Origin of the sequence: Amycolatopsis sp. NPDC021455, from assembly GCF_040640995.1 — a bacterium.
Classification (GTDB): domain Bacteria; phylum Actinomycetota; class Actinomycetes; order Mycobacteriales; family Pseudonocardiaceae; genus Amycolatopsis.
Window position 1 is genome coordinate 13,387 of record NZ_JBFACT010000087.1, and the last position, 17,028, is coordinate 30,414.

At 70.5% G+C, this 17,028-nt stretch carries 17 protein-coding genes; 9 read left to right on the forward strand and 8 right to left on the reverse strand.

Going from position 1 to position 17,028, the window contains the following annotated elements; all coding sequences use genetic code 11:
- Positions 1–128: 128 nt before the first annotated feature.
- The 4 genes from AB0G28_RS44355 (at position 129) to AB0G28_RS44370 (ending at position 4,836) form a co-directional block, all read left to right on the forward strand.
- The gene (locus AB0G28_RS44355) at positions 129–1,352 is read left to right on the forward strand and encodes a chromosome segregation protein (protein ID WP_361103987.1); all 1,224 of its coding nucleotides are present in this window, start codon (positions 129–131) and stop codon (positions 1,350–1,352) included.
- Positions 1,353–1,421: 69 nt separating this feature from the next.
- Positions 1,422–1,874 carry a universal stress protein gene (locus tag AB0G28_RS44360; RefSeq protein WP_361103960.1) on the forward strand — a complete coding sequence of 151 codons (453 nt, stop codon included), beginning with the start codon at positions 1,422–1,424 and terminating at the stop codon, positions 1,872–1,874.
- A 1-nt stretch (position 1,875) separates the two neighbouring features.
- Positions 1,876–3,015, forward strand: coding sequence for an adenylate/guanylate cyclase domain-containing protein (locus tag AB0G28_RS44365; protein WP_361103962.1), 1,140 nt, complete (start codon positions 1,876–1,878; stop codon positions 3,013–3,015).
- A gap of 90 nt (positions 3,016–3,105) precedes the next feature.
- On the forward strand, positions 3,106–4,836 hold the full coding sequence (locus AB0G28_RS44370) for a DUF2075 domain-containing protein (RefSeq protein ID WP_361103964.1): 1,731 nt from the start codon (positions 3,106–3,108) through the stop codon (positions 4,834–4,836).
- Between the two features lie 535 nt (positions 4,837–5,371).
- On the opposite strand, the gene paaE is transcribed toward AB0G28_RS44370, so the two are convergent.
- From paaE to paaZ, 6 genes are read right to left on the reverse strand one after another with little or no spacing between them, the layout of a single operon-like run.
- Positions 5,372–6,424: a 1,2-phenylacetyl-CoA epoxidase subunit PaaE gene (paaE, locus tag AB0G28_RS44375; RefSeq protein WP_361103966.1), complete on the reverse strand. Its 1,053-nt coding sequence runs from the start codon at positions 6,422–6,424 to the stop codon at positions 5,372–5,374.
- 1 nt (position 6,425) lies between these two features.
- Positions 6,426–6,914 (reverse strand): 1,2-phenylacetyl-CoA epoxidase subunit PaaD, encoded by a 489-nt coding sequence (gene paaD / locus AB0G28_RS44380; protein WP_361103968.1) that lies wholly within the window; start codon positions 6,912–6,914, stop codon positions 6,426–6,428.
- Complete coding sequence (paaC, locus tag AB0G28_RS44385; RefSeq protein WP_361103970.1) at positions 6,908–7,765, reverse strand: 1,2-phenylacetyl-CoA epoxidase subunit PaaC; 858 nt, start codon at positions 7,763–7,765, stop codon at positions 6,908–6,910. The genes paaD and paaC overlap by 7 nt, the downstream gene beginning before the upstream one ends.
- Positions 7,762–8,076, reverse strand: a complete 315-nt coding sequence (gene paaB, locus AB0G28_RS44390; protein ID WP_286003483.1) for a 1,2-phenylacetyl-CoA epoxidase subunit PaaB — start codon at positions 8,074–8,076, stop codon at positions 7,762–7,764. The genes paaC and paaB overlap by 4 nt, the downstream gene beginning before the upstream one ends.
- A 38-nt stretch (positions 8,077–8,114) precedes the next feature.
- Complete coding sequence (gene paaA, locus AB0G28_RS44395) at positions 8,115–9,047, reverse strand: 1,2-phenylacetyl-CoA epoxidase subunit PaaA (protein ID WP_361103972.1); 933 nt, start codon at positions 9,045–9,047, stop codon at positions 8,115–8,117.
- Positions 9,044–11,071 carry a phenylacetic acid degradation bifunctional protein PaaZ gene (gene paaZ / locus AB0G28_RS44400; RefSeq protein WP_361103974.1) on the reverse strand — a complete coding sequence of 676 codons (2,028 nt, stop codon included), beginning with the start codon at positions 11,069–11,071 and terminating at the stop codon, positions 9,044–9,046. Before paaZ ends, paaA begins: the two co-directional genes overlap by 4 nt.
- A gap of 168 nt (positions 11,072–11,239) precedes the next feature.
- On the opposite strand from paaZ, the gene paaI reads away from it, so the two are divergent.
- The 3 genes from paaI to AB0G28_RS44415 are packed head-to-tail and all read left to right on the forward strand — an operon-like array spanning position 11,240 to position 13,514.
- Positions 11,240–11,656, forward strand: coding sequence for a hydroxyphenylacetyl-CoA thioesterase PaaI (paaI, locus tag AB0G28_RS44405; protein WP_020644075.1), 417 nt, complete (start codon positions 11,240–11,242; stop codon positions 11,654–11,656).
- A complete protein-coding gene (gene paaK, locus AB0G28_RS44410; protein ID WP_361103977.1) occupies positions 11,653–12,930 on the forward strand; it encodes a phenylacetate--CoA ligase PaaK in 1,278 nt (425 codons plus the stop codon). The genes paaI and paaK overlap by 4 nt, the downstream gene beginning before the upstream one ends.
- A complete protein-coding gene (locus tag AB0G28_RS44415) occupies positions 12,927–13,514 on the forward strand; it encodes a TetR/AcrR family transcriptional regulator (protein WP_361103979.1) in 588 nt (195 codons plus the stop codon). Before paaK ends, AB0G28_RS44415 begins: the two co-directional genes overlap by 4 nt.
- A gap of 119 nt (positions 13,515–13,633) precedes the next feature.
- Here the strand turns inward: AB0G28_RS44415 and AB0G28_RS44420 are convergent, their stop codons facing one another.
- The gene (locus tag AB0G28_RS44420) at positions 13,634–13,945 is read right to left on the reverse strand and encodes a hypothetical protein (protein ID WP_361103981.1); all 312 of its coding nucleotides are present in this window, start codon (positions 13,943–13,945) and stop codon (positions 13,634–13,636) included.
- Positions 13,946–14,138: 193 nt separating this feature from the next.
- Here AB0G28_RS44420 and AB0G28_RS44425 point away from each other — a divergent pair, with 193 nt between their 5' ends.
- On the forward strand, positions 14,139–14,810 hold the full coding sequence (locus AB0G28_RS44425) for a TetR/AcrR family transcriptional regulator (protein WP_361103983.1): 672 nt from the start codon (positions 14,139–14,141) through the stop codon (positions 14,808–14,810).
- Here the strand turns inward: AB0G28_RS44425 and AB0G28_RS44430 are convergent.
- Entirely contained in the window at positions 14,731–15,786 is a 1,056-nt protein-coding gene (locus tag AB0G28_RS44430; RefSeq protein WP_361103985.1) for an AraC family transcriptional regulator, read from the reverse strand. The genes AB0G28_RS44425 and AB0G28_RS44430 overlap by 80 nt on opposite strands.
- Before the next feature lie 114 nt (positions 15,787–15,900).
- Here AB0G28_RS44430 and AB0G28_RS44435 point away from each other — a divergent pair, with 114 nt between their 5' ends.
- Positions 15,901–16,962: a winged helix DNA-binding domain-containing protein gene (locus AB0G28_RS44435; RefSeq protein WP_361103989.1), complete on the forward strand. Its 1,062-nt coding sequence runs from the start codon at positions 15,901–15,903 to the stop codon at positions 16,960–16,962.
- Positions 16,963–17,028 lie beyond the last annotated feature (66 nt).

Consider the following 17,028-nt stretch of genomic DNA (forward strand, 5'->3'; position numbering starts at 1 on the left):
AGCGGGAATCCGCCAGTTCCCTTCACCGCGGCAGGCCGTGCGTTCGGCGCACGGTACGGGTGCTCACCCTTCCGTGACCGGACTGCGACTACGGTAGGGCCATGAGCCTTGGCGATGAACGGGAGCTTGTGCCGCTGGGAGCCGGCTTCGACGTGGCGAAGCGCGGGTACAGCCGAGCGCAGGTCGACGAGCACCTCGAACGGCTGGACGCCGATCTGAAGATGCTCACCGCGGATCGGGACGCCGCCATCGCGCAGGCGGGCGACCTCGCCCGCCAGCTGGAGATCGCGCGCGGCGAGATCGCGGACCTGCGCGGGCAGGTCGACCGGCTGGCCCAGCCGCCGACGAGCGTCGAAGGCCTGTCCGAGCGGCTGCAGCGCATGCTGCGCCTGGCTCAGGACGAGTCCGCCGACACGCGCGCCCGCGCCGAAGCCGAGGCCGGGCACATCCGGGCCAAGGCGGAGACGGACGCGAGTGCCATGCGCGCCCGCTACGAGCAACTGCTCACCGAGCTCGACCTGCGGCGCAAGGAGATGGAGGCGGAGCACCGCAAGGTCCTCGAAGACGCCCGCGCGCAGGCCAAGGAGATCACCGACAAGGCCGAGGCGGAGCGCAAGCGGCTCGACACCGAGTCCCAGGAGCGCCGCACCAAGGTCGAAGAGGACTTCGAGATCGCGATGGCCTCGCGCCGCACCGAGGCGATGCGGGTGCTGGCCGAGCAGGAAGCGGCGAGCAAGGCCGAAGCCGCGCGGCGCGTCCAGGAGGCCACGCAGGACGCCGCCGACATCCGCGCGAAGGTCCTCGAAGAGGAGAAGGCCGCGAAGGCCGACATCGACCGTCGTCAGCGGGAGTCGGTCGCGGAGGCGAACAAGCGTCGTCAGGACTCGATCACCGAGGCCAACGCCCGGCTCGCGGAGGCCGCCGACGAGGCGCGGCGCCGCGTGACGGCGGCGACCGAGGAATCGAACCGGCGGATCACCCAGGCCAACGAGCGGGTCGACGCGCTGCGGAAGGTGCGCGGCGGGCTGGCCGAGCAGGTGCGCGCGGCGCGGGCGGTGCTGGCCGAGGCGCACACCGTCCTCGGCGACGACGTGAAGGTGCCCGCGGACATCAAGGCCGACCTGGCGGCGGACAAGCCGGACACGACCGTCAAGGCCGGCCCGGACGAGGAGCCCGGGGACGACACCGAGAAGACGGTCCGTGTGACCGACGTCGAGGAGACGATCCGGATCCGCGCCGCCGACGTGCCGAAGCCCAAGCCCGGCACCCGGCCCGGGGCCAAGCCCGCTCCCAAACCCGCGCCGAAGCCGGCTCCGCGGCCGAGCGGAGCGCAGAAAGCGACTGGCGAGTAACCTTCCACCCGACACGGGCGCGGACGAGCCATCGTCCCTGCTCACGCGGGATCACCTGGAGGTTTGCGCATGGGTGCGGCATATCGGACCGTGGTGGTGGGCACGGACGGCTCGGAATCCTCGTTCGCGGCGGTGGACCGGGCGGCGGCGGTGGCGGGCGACGCGGGCGCGACGCTCGTCATCGCGTGTGCGTACTACCCGGCCAGCCAGTCCGACGTCGACAAGGCCCAGGACGTCCTCGGCGAAGAGGCGTACCAGGTCGTCGGCTCGGCACCGGCCGAAGACACCCTGCAGTCGGCGCGGGACCGCGCGGCACGCGCGGGGGCCGGGAAGATCGACACGGTCGCGGTGAAGGGCGACCCGGTCGACTCGCTGCGCAAGGTCGTCAAGGAACGCGAGGCCGACCTGCTGGTGGTCGGGAACCGCGGGCTGAACACGATCGCCGGCCGCATCCTGGGCTCGGTGCCGTCGGAGGTGGCCCGCAAGTCCGGTGTGGACGTGCTGATCGTCCACACGACCTGACGTGGCCGATTCGAGCGAAGAGCTTCAGCAGCGGCTCGAACGCGTCCTGCTCGGCGGCAGGCGGAAGTACACCCGGCTCGAGGTGGCGGAGAAGGCCGGCGTGCCCGACGATCGGTCACGCCGGCTCTGGCGCGCCCTGGGCTTCGCGACGGTCCGCGACGACGAGGTGGTCTTCACCGACGCGGACGTCGAGGCGATGCGGACCGCGGACCAGCTGGTCCAGTCGGGACTGATCGACCCGAGCATCGAGGTGTCGGTGACGCGCGCGCTCGGCCAGCACCTGTCACGGCTGGCCGAGTGGCAGGTCGACATGCTGTGGCAGCTGATCACCGAGCACCCGGAGCTGGGCGGCAGCGAGCGGCAGATCGCCCGGCTGGTGGACCGGCTGCTGCCGGAGCTGGAGCAGGTGCAGAACTTCGTCTGGCGGCGTCACCTGGCCGCGTACGCGGGCCGCGCGCTGGCCGCGCCGGACGAGCACCTCGAAACCCGCACCGAGGTGGTCGGGTTCGTCGACATGGTGGGCTACACGCGGCTGACGCGCCAGATCGACGAGGAAGAGCTGAGCCGCGTGCTCGACGCGTTCGAGACGCTGGCCACGGAGGTGATCGCCGAGCACCACGGCCGCGTGGTGAAGATGATCGGCGACGAGGTCCTGTTCGTCGCGGACGCGCCGGTCGACGCGGCGGAGATAGCGCTGACGCTGACGGAACGCACGTCGGCGGCCGAAACCCTGCCGTCAGTGCGCGCGGGCATGGCCTCGGGCCGCATCCTGTCGCGCTTCGGCGACGTCTACGGCTCGGTGGTGAACCTGGCGGCCCGCCTGACGTCGGTGGCCCGCCCGGGCACGATCCTGGTGGACCGCGAGCTGGCGGCGGAGCTGGCGGAGGAGAAGGCGTACGAGCTGAAGCCCCGCAGGCCGGTGACGGTCCGGGGCTACAACCGCCTCCGCCCGGCCGCGCTGCGCCGGGCCCCGGAGACGCCGACCGGGATGTTCGCGAGTTCCCAGGAACTGGCGGCGGAGATGCTGGGCCTCACCGAGCCGAAGCCGCAGATGCCGGACAACGAAGACCCGTCGACTGAAGAACTCGGGAACGCCCCGTTTTCCCGGGCTGCCCATCGGCGGAGACGCCGCAGATCCTGATCACGTCGGGATCCATGCGGTACAGTGCCTCTCGACATACACACTTCTGGCTTCCGCTAGCGGACACGCCAACACTGTATGGAGCGACTGATGACGTCTCGGCTTTTCGAGGCGCGGACGCTGGCACAGCCGGCGGAAGCGTCGACCTCTCACGAAGCCGCCATCCGGCAGTTCTCGAACGAGCTCGTCGAAGCGGGGCTCGGCTCGCTGGACGTCCTCCGCGACTACCGCTTGCCCCACTCCAGCCAGGAAGCCGACCTCGTCGTCTGCGGTGCCGACCCGGCTACCGGCGCTCCTTCCTACGTCGTCGTCGAAATCAAACTCTGGACCGGGCCGCATCGCTCGCGCCTCAGCCCGGTCGAACAGGCCGAGCAGCACTCCCGGTACATCGCCGCCCATCTCCCGGTCCGGGGCGAGCTCCCCGCGGTGGTCACCGGCATCGCCTATCTGCCGTACGTCGACAGGCTTCCGCAGAAACACGATCGCCTCTTCACCGGTGGAGACGGGAACGCTCTCCGGGCTTTCCTGCGGTCGCATCTCGCCGCCGACCCCCGGGGGGAAGGCGCGGAGCAGCTCCTGCGGAGCGAAGAGACCGCGCCGCTCCGGTTGATGGCATCGGCCGCGAGCGAGTTCAGGGAGGGTGGCCACCTTGTTCTCCTCGATGAGCAGCAGGTCGCGTTCTCGCTCGTCAAGGAAGCCCTGCAGCGGACCATCGGCGGTGAAGACAAAGAGATCATCCTCGTCTCCGGAGGTCCGGGAACGGGAAAGAGCTCCTTGGCCATTTCGCTGCTGGGTGATCTGCACCGGAGCGGGTACGCGGTGCGGCACGCCACCGGCTCGCGCGCCCTCACCACCAGCCTGAGGAAAAGGGTCGGTTCCAGGTCACCCGGCACCAAAGGCCTGTTCACCTACTTCAACAGCTTCGCCACGGCCGAGCCCAACGGGCTCGACGTCCTCATCTGCGATGAAGCCCACCGAATCCGCGCCAGCTCGGTGAACCGCTTCACCCCGCGCGCCGCACGCACACAGATCTCTCAAGTGGAGGAACTGGTCCATGCCGCACGGGTGACCGTGTTCCTGATCGATCGCAACCAGTCCGTCCGCCCGGGCGAAGTCGGCACGGCCGAGTTGATCGAGTCCACGGCCGGCCGGCACGGCTGGCCCGTCCACCACGTCGACCTCGAAGTGCAGTTCGGGGCCGCGGGAAGCACGCAATACGACGTCTGGGCGCGACGCTTGCTCGGCCTCGACGCGCCGCAGCTCGGGCCGGTCGGCTGGGCGGGCCGGCCCGGCTTCGCGCTCGCCACCGCCGGCACGCCGCAGGAGATGGAGGACCGCCTGGTCGCGGAGACTCAGCGCGGTCAGGTAGCGCGCATCGTCGCGGGTTTCTGCTGGCCGTCGACTGAAGCTCGGCCCCACCAGCCTCTTCCGCGCGATGTGGTGATCGGCGACTGGGCGCGACCGTGGACGATAGCCGGGGAGCGCGGCGTGAACGGTGCCCCGCCGAACGCGCTGTGGGCTGTCGAACCGGCCGGCTTCGAGCAGATCGGCCACGTCTACTCGGCTCAAGGATTCGAATTCGACTGGGTGGGCGTCATCTTCGGTCCGGACCTCGTCTGGCGTGACGATCGCTGGGTGACCGATCGCGCGGCCTCGTGCGATCCCGCTCTCCGGAAAGCCGATGACCAGCGTTTCGACGCTTACGTGCGGCGCACCTACTACGTTTTGCTCAGCCGTGCCCGGTCCGGCGCAATCCTGTACTCCACTGATCCGGAGACACGCGAGAAGCTGCGGTCACTCGTGCAGCCGAGCCGGCGCTAGCAGCCGATCAGGATCCGATCAGGGGAGCGGCCAGACGAACCCACATCCTCGCGCATCACCCCAGCAGCAACGGCTTCGGGCTTCCGTCGACGGCGGACAGGCCCTCACACGTTCTGAGAGGCACCGTGCATTCTTTTCCCGGCCCGAAATCGGCCGATCCGGGTACACCAGCACCGAACCGACCGGGTTCCCCCCTCGTACCGGCCGAGCGAGTCCCGCCACCGAGCGGTTCGCTCCCCTGGGTCATCGATGATGACGATCGAACGCGCCGCGCCTGCATATTGCTTTTCGCCGCATGCGGCGCTTTCGCTTGCGTACTGGCGTTTGCGACGGGCTTCGCGTGGCTTTTCAGCCTGGTCTTCCCGGGCCAGGGCAGCTGGACGGCCGTCGCGGGCGCTGGCGGCGGGTCGGCGACCCTCGGCGGGGCATACGTCGCGCTGAAGCGATGGATGGCACGCCGCAAGAACCGGGGGAACTGAAAGGCGCGGAACCCGGTTTGGTGTGGAGAAGCTCCACACCAGACCGGGTCACCGGCTCAGGCGTCGAAGTCGACCGTCAGCGTCTCCGAGACCGGGTACGACTGGCACGTCAGCACGAAGCCCGCCTCCACCTCCGCCTTCTCCAACGCGAAGTTGCGCCTCAGGTCCACCTTGCCCTCCGTCACGCGGGCTCGGCAGGTTCCGCACACCCCGCCCTTGCAGGCGAACGGCAGGTCCGGGCGGAACTTCTGGGCTCCGTCCAGCACCGACGTCGAGCGGGGCAGCGTCATCGGGGTCGAACGGCCGTCCAGGACCAGGGTCACCTCCGACGACTCCCCCGCCACCGCCGGGTCGAGGTGCTCCACCGGGGCCGGTGGTGTGTCCACGTAGAACAGCTCCTGGTGCACCTTCGACGACGGCACGCCCAGCGACGCCAGGAGGTCACGGGCTCCGGACACCATCTCGAACGGGCCGCACAGCCACCAGTGGTCCACCGAATCCACCGGCACCAACGACGAGAACAGCGTGCGCAGCTTCGGGACGTCCAAGCGGCCCGTGAACAGCTCCGCCTCGCGCGGCTCGCGCGACAGCACGTGGATCAGTTCCAGCCGCGACGGCGCGGTGTCCTTCAGGTCCGCCAGCTCGTCCGCGAACATCACCGTGTCCGTGCGGCGGTTGCCGTACAGGACCGTCACCGTCGCCGTCGAAAAGCGCAGCAACGAAGACACGATCGACAGGACCGGGGTGATGCCCGAGCCCGCCGCGATCAGGACGTGGTGGCCGCCCGCCGACAGATCGGGCGTGAACGAACCGGAAGGCGGGGCGACCTCGATCGTGTCGCCCGGGCGGACTTCGTTCACCAGCCACGACGAGAAGAACCCGTCCGGGACCAGGCGGACGCCCACCCGCGGTGCCGCGCCCGCCGGGGCGCAGATCGAGTACGACCGGCGCTCGTCGCGGCCGTCGATCGATCGACGCAGTGTCAGCGACTGGCCCGGTTTGAACGTATACTCCGAAGCCAGCGACGCGGGCACGTCGAACGTCACCGCGACCGCGTCGTCGCACAGCCGCTCGACCCCGGCCACCTTGAGCGAGTTGAACCGCGCCACCTCAGATCTCCTTGACGTGTTCGAACGGCTCCTGGCACGTGCGGCAGCGCCGCAACGCCTTGCACGCCGTCGCGCCGAACCGGGACTGCTCTTCGGTGTCCGCGGACCCGCAGTGCGGGCATGAGACACGCGTGACCGGCGCCGACAGCGTCAGCGGGATCGGGCCCGATCGGCGAGGCGCGGCGCCCGGTGGCGCGATCCCGGCCGCGGCCAGCTTTTCGCGTCCCGAAGCCGAAATCCAGTCCGACGTCCACGCCGGCGACAGCTGGGTGCGGATCTCGACGTCCGCGAAGCCCGCCGAAACCAGCGCGTGCTCCAGGTCGTCGCGCATGGTGTCCATCGCCGGGCAGCCCGTGTACGTCGGGGTGATCGCGACGACCACGCGTCCCTCGGACTCCGACACCGAGCGCAGCACGCCCAGGTCCGCCAGCGTCAGCATCGGCAGCTCCGGGTCGGTGACCGTGGCGGCCACCGCGGCCGCCGTCACCATTTCGCGTCCGGCATCGCCCGGGCGACGCTCTGCAGCTCCGCCAGCAGGTACCCCATCTGCTCGGTGTGGATGCCGTCGCGGCCCGTCCGACCCGACACGCCGGCCAGCTCACCGGAAGAAGGCCTCGAAAGCGTCGCCGCGGAAAGCGCCTGGTCCAGCACCGCATCGAACTCGGGGCGCAGCGAAGCCGCGTCCACGAACTCCGTTGGGTGCGTGCGGAACAGCTCTCCCACGTACGGCCAGACCGCGTCCAGGCCTTCCTGCATCCGCGCGTGCGACAACGGCGTGCCGTCGCCGAGGCGGACCAGCCACTGCGCCGCGTAGTCACGGTGGTAGGTCAGCTCCTTGACGCCCTTGTCCGCGATCGCCGCCAGCACGGGGTCCACCGACGATTCCAGGCGCTGGAACAGCGCCAGCCGCCAGGTCGAGAACACGAACAAGCGCGCGATCAGGTGCCCGAAGTGCCCGCCGCCCAGCTCCGCGAGCCGGACGTTGCGGAACTCGTTCTCCATGCGCTGGAACGCGTAGGCGTCCTCCGAGCGACCGGAACCGTCGGCCTTGCCGGCCCGGGCCAGCAGCAGCCGCGCCTGGCCGAGCAGGTCCAGGGCGATGTTCGCGATGGCGACCTCGTCCTCCAGCTCCGGCGCGTTGGTGCACCACTCCTGGAGCCGGTGGGAGAAGATCAGCGCGTCGTCGCCCAGCATCAGGCAGTAGGCGGCCAGGGCCGCACCGTCCACACCGGACGGCACCGAAGTGTCCACTCCGGACAGCGGGTCCTCGAAGCCGGTGCCGAACGCCCAGCGCGCGTCGTTCTCCTCGGTGATGGCCTCGTACACGTTGTCGAAACTCATATGTGCGGCACCTCCTCGGGAATGTCGTAGAACGTCGGGTGCCGGTAGACCTTGTCGCCGCTGGGCGCGAAGAACGGGTCCTTTTCGTCCGGCGACGACGCCGTGATGTCCGAGGCGCGCACCACCCAGATCGACACGCCTTCGTTGCGGCGTGTGTAGAGGTCGCGCGCGTGGTGCAGCGCCATCTGGTCGTCGGCCGCGTGCAGCGACCCGACGTGCACGTGGTTCAGCCCGCGCTTGCCGCGGACGAACACCTCGTACAGCGGCCAGTCGTGCTTGACCGGGCCCGGGGCGGCGGGGACGCCTTCCAGGGGGACGGCGCCGTGGCCACCTTCGGAAGTCAGCTCGCTCACTTGCGCTCCTTCTTCGCGGCGTGGGCGACGGCGGCTTCCCGCACCCACGCGCCGTCTTCGTGGGCCCGGCGCCGGTGCGCGATCCGCGAGGCGTTGCAGGGCCCGTTGCCCTTCAGCACGTTCTTGAACTCGTCCCAGTCGACCGGGCCGAAGTCGTAGTGCCCGCGTTCGGCGTTCCACTTCAGCTCGGGGTCCGGGAAGGTGACGCCGAGGGCTTCGGCCTGCGGCACCGACATGTCCACGAACCGCTGCCGCAGCTCGTCGTTGGTGTGGCGCTTGATCTTCCACGCCATCGACTGCGCGGTGTTCGGCGAGTCGGCGTCCGGCGGGCCGAACATCATCAGCGACGGCCACCACCAGCGGTCGACGGCCTCCTGGACCATCTCCCGCTGTTGCGAAGTCCCGCGCATCATCGTCATCAGCAGCTCGTAGCCCTGCCGCTGGTGGAAGGACTCCTCCTTGCAGATCCGGATCATCGCCCGCGCGTACGGCCCGTAGGACGACCGGCACAGCGGCACCTGGTTGCAGATCGCCGCGCCGTCGACCAGCCAGCCGATCACGCCGACGTCGGCGAAGGTCAGCGTCGGGTAGTTGAAGATCGACGAGTACTTCTGCTTGCCGTTGATCAGCTTGTCGGTGAGGTCCGCCCGGTCCGCGCCCAGGGTCGCCGCGGCCGAATACAGGTAGAGCCCGTGGCCGGCCTCGTCCTGGACCTTGGCCAGCAGGATCGCCTTGCGCCGCAGCGACGGCGCCCGCGTGATCCAGTTGCCCTCCGGCTGCATGCCGATGATCTCCGAATGCGCGTGCTGCGCGATCTGCCGGATCATCGTCTTGCGGTAGCCCTCGGGCACCCAGTCGCGCGGCTCGATCCGCTGGTCGCGCTCGATCGTCGCCTCGAAGTGCTCTTCCAGCGATGCCACGGCGGTCACGGCTGCTCCTTCGAAACCAGGGTCAGGACGTCGTACTTCGCCACGGACTCGCCCTCGGCGTTCGTGACGTCGGCGTCCCAGCGGACCTCGCCGTAGTCCTGGTCGATCCGCGGGGTGATCTGCTTCGCGGTCAACGTCACCGTCAACGAGTCGCCGACCTTGACCGGCGTGAGGAACCGCAGGTTCTCCAGGCCGTAGTTGGCCAGCACCGGGCCCGGCTCGGGCGAGACGAACAACCCGGCCGCGAACGAGACGACCAGGTAGCCGTGCGCGACGATCCCGCCGAACAGCGGGTTCGCGGCCGCCGCCTCGGGGTCGGTGTGCGCGTAGAACGTGTCGCCGGTGAACTCGGCGAAGTGGTCGATGTCGGCCTGCGAAACGACCCGCGGCCCGGCCACCACCGAGTCACCGACGCGAAGCTCGGCCAGGGACTTCCGGAACGGGTGGACGCCTTCGGCGCGCGGCGCGCCGGCGACCCAGCGGCCGGTCACCGCGGAGAGCACCGCGGGCGAGCCCTGCACGGCGGTGCGCTGCATGTAGTGCAGCACGCCGCGGATGCCGCCCATCTCCTCGCCGCCGCCCGCGCGGCCCGGGCCGCCGTGCACCAGCTGCGGCATCGGCGAGCCGTGGCCGGTGGACTCCTTCGCGTCCTCGGCGTCGAGCACCAGCAGGCGGCCGTGGAACGGCGCCGCGCCGAGCACGACCTCGCGCACGAACTCCTTGTCGGCCGAGACGACGGATCCGGCCAGGCTGCCGCCGCCGCGCGCGGCGAAGTCGACGACCTGCTCGGTGGACGTGTACGGCATCAGCGTCGAGACCGGGCCGAACGCCTCCACCTCGTGCGGCTCGGAACGCTCGGGGTCGGCCTTGAGCAGCACCGGCGAGATGAACGCGCCACGCTCGGCATCGGCGTCCACGACCTCGACGCGCTCCGGGTCGCCGAACACGACGCTCCCCGCGTCCAGCAGGGCTTTCAGCGACCGCCGCACCTCCTCGCGCTGCTCCAGGCTGGCCAGCGCGCCCATCCGGACGCCTTCCGACGCCGGGTTGCCGACCGTCACCTTCGCCAGCCGCTCCGACGCCGCCTGAGCAACATCGTCGAGCAGGGAAGCGGGGACGAACGCGCGGCGGATCGCGGTGCACTTCTGGCCCGCCTTGACCGTCATCTCGGTGACGAGCTGCTTGACGAACAGGTCGAACTCCGTCGTCCCGCGCACCGCGTCCGGGCCGAGGATCGAGCAGTTCAGCGAGTCGGCCTCGGCGTTGAACCGGACGGCGTTGCGCACGATCGCCGGGTGGGTCCGCAGCTTCTGGGCCGTCGACGCCGAGCCGGTGAACGACACCAGGTCCTGCGCGGTCACGTGGTCGAGGAGGTCGCCGACGCTGCCCGCGACGAACTGCAGCGAGCCCTCGGGCAGGATCCCGGACTCGATGATCAGCTCGACCAGCCGCGCGGTCAGGTAAGCCGTCTGGCTCGCGGGCTTGACCAGGCTCGGGACGCCGGCGAGGAACGCGGGCGCGAACTTCTCCAGCGGCCCCCAGACCGGGAAGTTGAACGCGTTGATCTGGACGGCGACACCCCGCAGCGGGGTCGCGATGTGCTGCGCGACGAACGTGCCGCCACGGGAAAGCGGCTCGACGTTGCCTTCGACGTAGACGGTGTCGTTCGGCAGCTCGCGCTTGCCCTTCGAGCCGTAGCTGAACAGGACGCCGATGCCGCCGTCGACGTCGAACTTCGAGTCACCCAGCGTCGCCCCGGTGCGAGCGGAGAGCGCGTACAGCTCGTCGCGGTGCTCACGCAGGTGTGAGGCCAGGGCCTTGAGCAGGGCCGCACGCTGGTGGAAGGTCAGCTCGCGCAGCGCCGGGCCACCGACGCGGCGGCCGTACTCCAGCGCGGCGGCGAAGTCGACCCCCTTCGACGAGATCCGGGCGACCTCCTCGCCGGTGGCCGCGTCGTGCAGCGGGACGCCCTCGTCCGCCGCCGTGTGCCACCCGCCCGAGACGTAGCTGCGCAGCAATGCCATCAGGTCCGACCCTCTCGCCGAATTACCTACCGGACGTTCAGTTAACCCATGCTAACCGGCGCCTCCGAAGATCGGAAGCCCCGGCGCTTGACACCGGCCCCGACCACTGCCTTTACTGAGCGGCACCGCGTGGTGACCGTCCATTCGGTCAGTGGGGACGGAGGGCAGATGACCAACGCCGCGCACACCATGTTCGCCGCCGACGAGGCCTCGCGCGCGCTGGGCATCGAACTCGTCGAAGCGCGTGACGGACGGGCCGTGGCGACCATGACGATCACCCGGGCGATGGTCAACGGCCACGACATCGCCCACGGCGGGTACGTCTTCCTCCTCGCCGACACGGCGTTCGCCTGCGCCTGCAACACGCACGGCCCGGTGACCGTCGCGGCGGGCGCGGAGATCTCCTTCGTCGCCGCCGGACGGCTGGGCGACCACCTCGTCGCGACGGCCGCCGAGCGCACCCGCTACGGCCGCAACGGCATCTACGACGTCACCGTGCACCGGGAGACCCCCGGCGGGCCCGAGGTCGTCGCCGAATTCCGCGGCCGCAGCCGCGTCCTCTCCGCGAAACGGGACGAAGCATGATCGAGGCGAACATCAGCGCCGGCGAGCTGGCCGCCCTGCAGCTGGAACGTCTGCAGTGGACACTCCGGCACGCCTACGCGAACGTTCCGGCGTACACGCGGAAGTTCGACGCGGCCGGCGTCCACCCGGACGACTGCAAGGAACTCGCCGACCTGGCGAAGTTCCCGTTCACCACCAAGCAGGACCTGCGCGAGAACTACCCGTTCGGGATGTTCGCCGTGCCGCAGGACCAGGTCCGGCGCGTCCACGCCTCGAGCGGCACCACCGGCAAGGCGACCGTCGTCGGGTACACCGAGCAGGACCTCGACACCTGGGCGACGGTGATGGCCCGCTCGATCCACGCCGCCGGCGGCCGTCCGGGCCACAAGGTGCACGTCGCCTACGGCTACGGCCTGTTCACCGGCGGGCTCGGCGCGCACTACGGCGCGGAGAAGCTGGGCTGCACGGTGATCCCCGCGTCCGGCGGGATGACCGCCCGGCAGGTGCAGCTGATCACCGACTTCCGGCCCGAGGTCATCATGGTCACGCCGTCGTACATGCTGACGCTGCTCGACGAGTTCGAGCGCCAGGGCGTCGACCCACGTTCTTCTTCGCTGAAAGTGGGCATCTTCGGCGCCGAGCCGTGGACCGAGCAGATGCGCGCCGAGATCGAGGAGCGGTTCGCGCTCGACGCCGTCGACATCTACGGGCTGTCGGAGGTGATGGGCCCGGGCGTCGCGCAGGAGTGCGTCGAGACGAAGGACGGCCTGCACGTCTGGGAGGACCACTTCTACCCCGAGGTGATCGACCCGTACTCCGAAGAGGTCCTCGGCGGCGGAGAGACGGGCGAGCTGGTGTTCACGTCGCTGACCAAGCAGGCGCTGCCGATCATCCGCTACCGCACCCGCGACCTGACCGAGCTGAACCCGGGGACCGCGCGGCCGGCGTTCCGGCGGATGGCCAAGGTCACCGGCCGCACCGACGACCTGATCATCCTGCGCGGGGTCAACGTCTTCCCGACGCAGATCGAGGAGATCGTGCTCCGGACGGCCGGGCTGAGCCCGCACTTCCAGCTCGTCCGGTCCACGCGCGGGCGGCTCGACCACCTGACCGTGCGGGTGGAGGCACGCCACGACGCTTCTCCGGACGACCGGTCGCGGGCGGCTGACGCGCTGGTCAGCGGCGTCAAGGACGGCGTCGGCGTGACGGTGTCGGTGGACGTCGTGGACCCTGACACCCTGGAACGGTCCATGGGCAAGATGCGGCGGATCATCGACCAGCGGGAGAAGCCGTGACGACACCGCGCCGCGGGCGCCCCGGCTACGACCTCGAATCGCTGCTGCAGGTGGCGGTGAAGCTGTTCAACGAGCGCGGCTACGACGGCACGAGCATGGAGGACCTCTCCCGCAAGCTCGGCATCACGAAGTCGGCGATCTACCACCACGTGCCCAGCAAGGAGGAACTGCTGCGGCTGGCCGTGGACCGGGCCCTGGACGGCCTGTTCGAGGTGGCGTCGGAGACGGGCCGGCTCGACGGGCGGGCGATCGACCGGCTGGAGCACCTGGTGCGCGGCAGCGTGCTGGTGCTCGCCGACCGGCTGCCGTTCGTGACGCTGCTGCTTCGCGTGCGCGGCAACACGAAGGTGGAGCGGGCGGCGCTGGCCCGCCGTCGCGAGTTCGACCGCCTGGTGACCGACCTGGTGAAGCAGGCCGAAGCGGAGGGAGACGTCCGCCCCGACGTCGACCCGGCGGTGACCGCGCGGCTGCTCTTCGGCATGGTCAACTCGCTGATCGAGTGGTACAAGCCACGGCGCGGCTCGGCGGCGGAGGTGGCGGACGCGGTGTGCAAGGTGGCCTTCGAGGGCCTGCGCACCGGTTAGCCGCCAGCGCCCCAATGTGGCGTTCGGTGCGCTCAACGCACCCAATGTGGCGTTCGGTGCGCTCAACGCACCCAACGCCACATTGGGGCGCTTGAGACCGGGCCGCGAAATGGCCCGAGTCAGTCTTCGGCCGTCTGCGGCGGGCGGCCCGCCTGCCAGAGCAACGCCTCCCGCAGCTGCTCGATGAGCCGCTCGTCGTCCGCTTCGGACGGATCGACGCCCAGCGGGATCCAGCGCTCGGAGACCTTGGCGCCCCGGTCGTAGCTGGTGATCACGATGCCGGAGTAGGACAGCGACTCCTCGTCCGCGCAGTCGCCGTCGGGCAGGGGCTCGTCCGCTTCGAAGCCGTCGTCGAAGCTGACGTGGCGATGCTGCAGGCGGACGCTCACCCAGCGTCCGGCCGGCCGGATCGGCGCGTCTTCTTCGGTCATCTGCTCCTGCCCCCGGTCGCGTGTCCCTGCCGTCTCGTCGCATCCGGGTGCCGGGAAGTTACCGGCCGGTTGTTCCGGTTGCGTAACGACAAAGGTTGGCGTGAAACACCGCTTGCCCGCCACCGGAGTCACTCTTTTGACATCGAGTCAACTACTTGTTGACAGCATGCCGATCCCCCGCGAGGCTGGGCGGATGACCAGTGGGACCCGGCCCCGGCGCCGCCGGCTCGAACCGGCCGAGCGGCGCGCGGAGATCCTCGCCGCGGCCCGGCACCTGTTCGGCGCCGGCAGCTACGCCTCGGTGTCCACTTCGGACATCGCCGAGGCGGCCGGGGTGGCGCGTCCGCTGATCAACCACTACTTCGGCGGCAAGCGCGAACTGTACCTGGAAGTGGTGCGGCAGATGATGATCGTGCCGGCCCCGGTCACCGAAGCGTTGCCGGACACCACGATGGAGCAGCGGCTGTCGATCGGCGTCGAACGGTGGATCGACGTCGTCGACCGCAACCGCGACGCGTGGCTGACCGTGATCGGGCCGGAGGCGGCCGGGCGCGACCCCGAGATCGAGCGCATCATGCTGGAAGCCGACGAGATCGCGGCCGACCGGGTCCTGGAAGCCGCGCTGATGACCGGCGTGACCGAGGGGCGCGAAGAGCTGCGCGCGATGATCCGGTCGTTCGGCGGGATGCTGCGGGCGGCGTCGCGCGAATGGCTGATCCGCGGCACGCTGGACCGCGCCGCGCTGCGCACCTTCCTCACCGATTCGATCCTCAACCTGCTCAAGGTCACCTACCCGGCGGTGCTTGCCGAGCGGCGCGGAAGCGGCGGGCGAACGCCGCCGGCGTCATCCCGGTCCAGCGTTTGAACGCGTGGATGAAGCTCGACGCCTCGGCGTACCCGAGCCGGTAGGCGACGTCCTCGACCGACAGCACGCCGGTGTCGAGGAGCTCTTCGGCGAGTGTCTGACGCACCTCGTCGACCAGCGCGCGGTAGCTCGTGCCGGCTTCGGTCAGGCGGCGGCGCAGGGTCCGCGTGCTGAGCGCCAGCTGGCCGGCGATCTCGTCCATCCCCGCGTCGACTCCGCCGAGCCGGACCAGGCGTTCCCGGACCTGCTGGGAGATCCCCGAGCGCTGCCGCCGTCGCGCGACGAGCGCTTCGCACTGCGCGGCGCACAGGGCGACGGTCTGGTCGTTGGCCTGCGGCAGCGGCCGGGTCAGCAGCGCCGGGTCGAGCGTCGCGCGGCAGGCGCCGGCGCCGAACCGCGGCCGCAGCCCGAAGGTCGTCTCGTAGGCGTCCATTGCGGACGGCCCGTGCCGGAAAGCGAGGTCCTCCAGGGTGATTTCGGGCAGGAGGTCGCGCATGACCGTGACGATCGCGGCCAGGTCGCGCAGCACGAGGAAGCGGGCGACGTCGGCGGGCACGCGGCTGTCGTCGAGCTCCAGCGTCAGCCGGTCGTCCCGCAGCTCGACGTGCGGGATGCAGAAGGCGAAGCTGAGGTCGAAGTAGCGCAGGGCGAACACCATCGCGTCGCGCAGCGTCGGGCTGCTGATGCACGCGAAACCGAAGATGCCGAAGGTGCTGGCGCGGTAGCGGCGCCCGAGCTCCAGCGCCGCCGCGTCCGAACCGTCCAGCTCGGCCAGCGCGCGGACGACGGCCAGCTCCTGACGCGCGTCGACCTGGACGGCCGGGTCGGCGAGCAGCTCCGGCGACAGCGTCGTCACGGCGAGCAGCTTCCCGGCGGGCAGGCCACGCTCGGCGGCGAACCGGGTCATCAGCTCGATGCTCGCGGTGCCGCGGGGGAAGTCCCAGTCCCCGACGGCGGGCGGGGCGAGCTCGGCCATGGCCGGAAGTATGGATCACGGGCCTCCGCCGGGCAATCGAGGACCGGAACTGTCCTGGGTGATCGTTAGGGTGACGGCGTGCAGACGTTGAGCCGGAGAGCCCTGAACCGCGCGATGCTGGAACGCCAGCTGCTGCTGAGCCGCGCGAAGATGTCCGCCTTCGACGCGGTGGAGCACCTGGCCGGGCTCCAGGCGCAGGCGCCGTTCCCGCCGTACTACGCGCTGTGGGCGCGGTTGGCGTCGTTCAAGCCGTCGGATCTGGCGTCGCTGCTGGAGAACCGGCAGGTGGTGCGGATCGCGCTGATGCGCGGCACGGTCCACCTGGTGACGGCGGCGGACGCGCTCGCGTGGCGCCCGGTGGTGCAGGGGCTGTACGACCGCGACCTCAAGCAGAACACGCAGCACGCCCACGAGCTGGCCGGGCTGGATCACGACCAGGTCGCCGAGGCCGCGCGGAAGCTGCTTCTCCGCGGTCCGCTGGCGGGGACCGCGCTGGGCGCCGAGCTGGCGCAGCGCTGGCCGGACGTCCCGAAGGCATCGCTGACGCACCTCGCCCGCGCCCGGCTGCCGCTGGTGCAGACCCCGCCCCGGGCGATCTGGGGCAAGGCCGGGCAGACGACGTACGCGTGCCTTGACGAATGGGTGGGCGCGCCACTCTCGCCGCCTTCGCCCGCTTCGCTGATTTCGCGGTACCTACGGGCGTTCGGACCGGCGACGGTGGCCGACGTCCAGGTGTGGGCGGGCATCACCCGGCTGGGCGAGGTGGCCGCGGCCATGGATCTGCGGCGCTACCGCGACCCGGACGGCCGCGAGCTGCTGGACCTGCCGGAGCTGACGGTGCCGGACGAGGACGTCCCGGCCCCGCCGCGGCTGCTCGGCGGGTTCGACCAGATGATCCTGTCGTACGCGGAACGGACCCGGGTGATCTCCGACGAGTACCGCAAGCGGGTGATCTCGCAGAACGGCCTGGTCAAGGGAACGCTGCTGGTGGGCGGGTACGTCCGCGGCTTCTGGGAGCTGCGGAAGGAGCGCAAGGCGGCGACGGTGGAGCTGGCGCCGTTCGAGAAGCTGCCGAAGAAAGACCTGGCGGCGTTGGAGAGCGCGGCCGGGCGGCTGGTCAGCTGGGCGGAACCGGATGCGGAGGCCCGGGAGGTCCGGGTGCTGCCCGTGGCCTGAAGCGCCCCAATGTGGCGTTGGGTGCGTCCAACGCACCCAATGTGGCGTTCGGTGCGTTGAACGCAC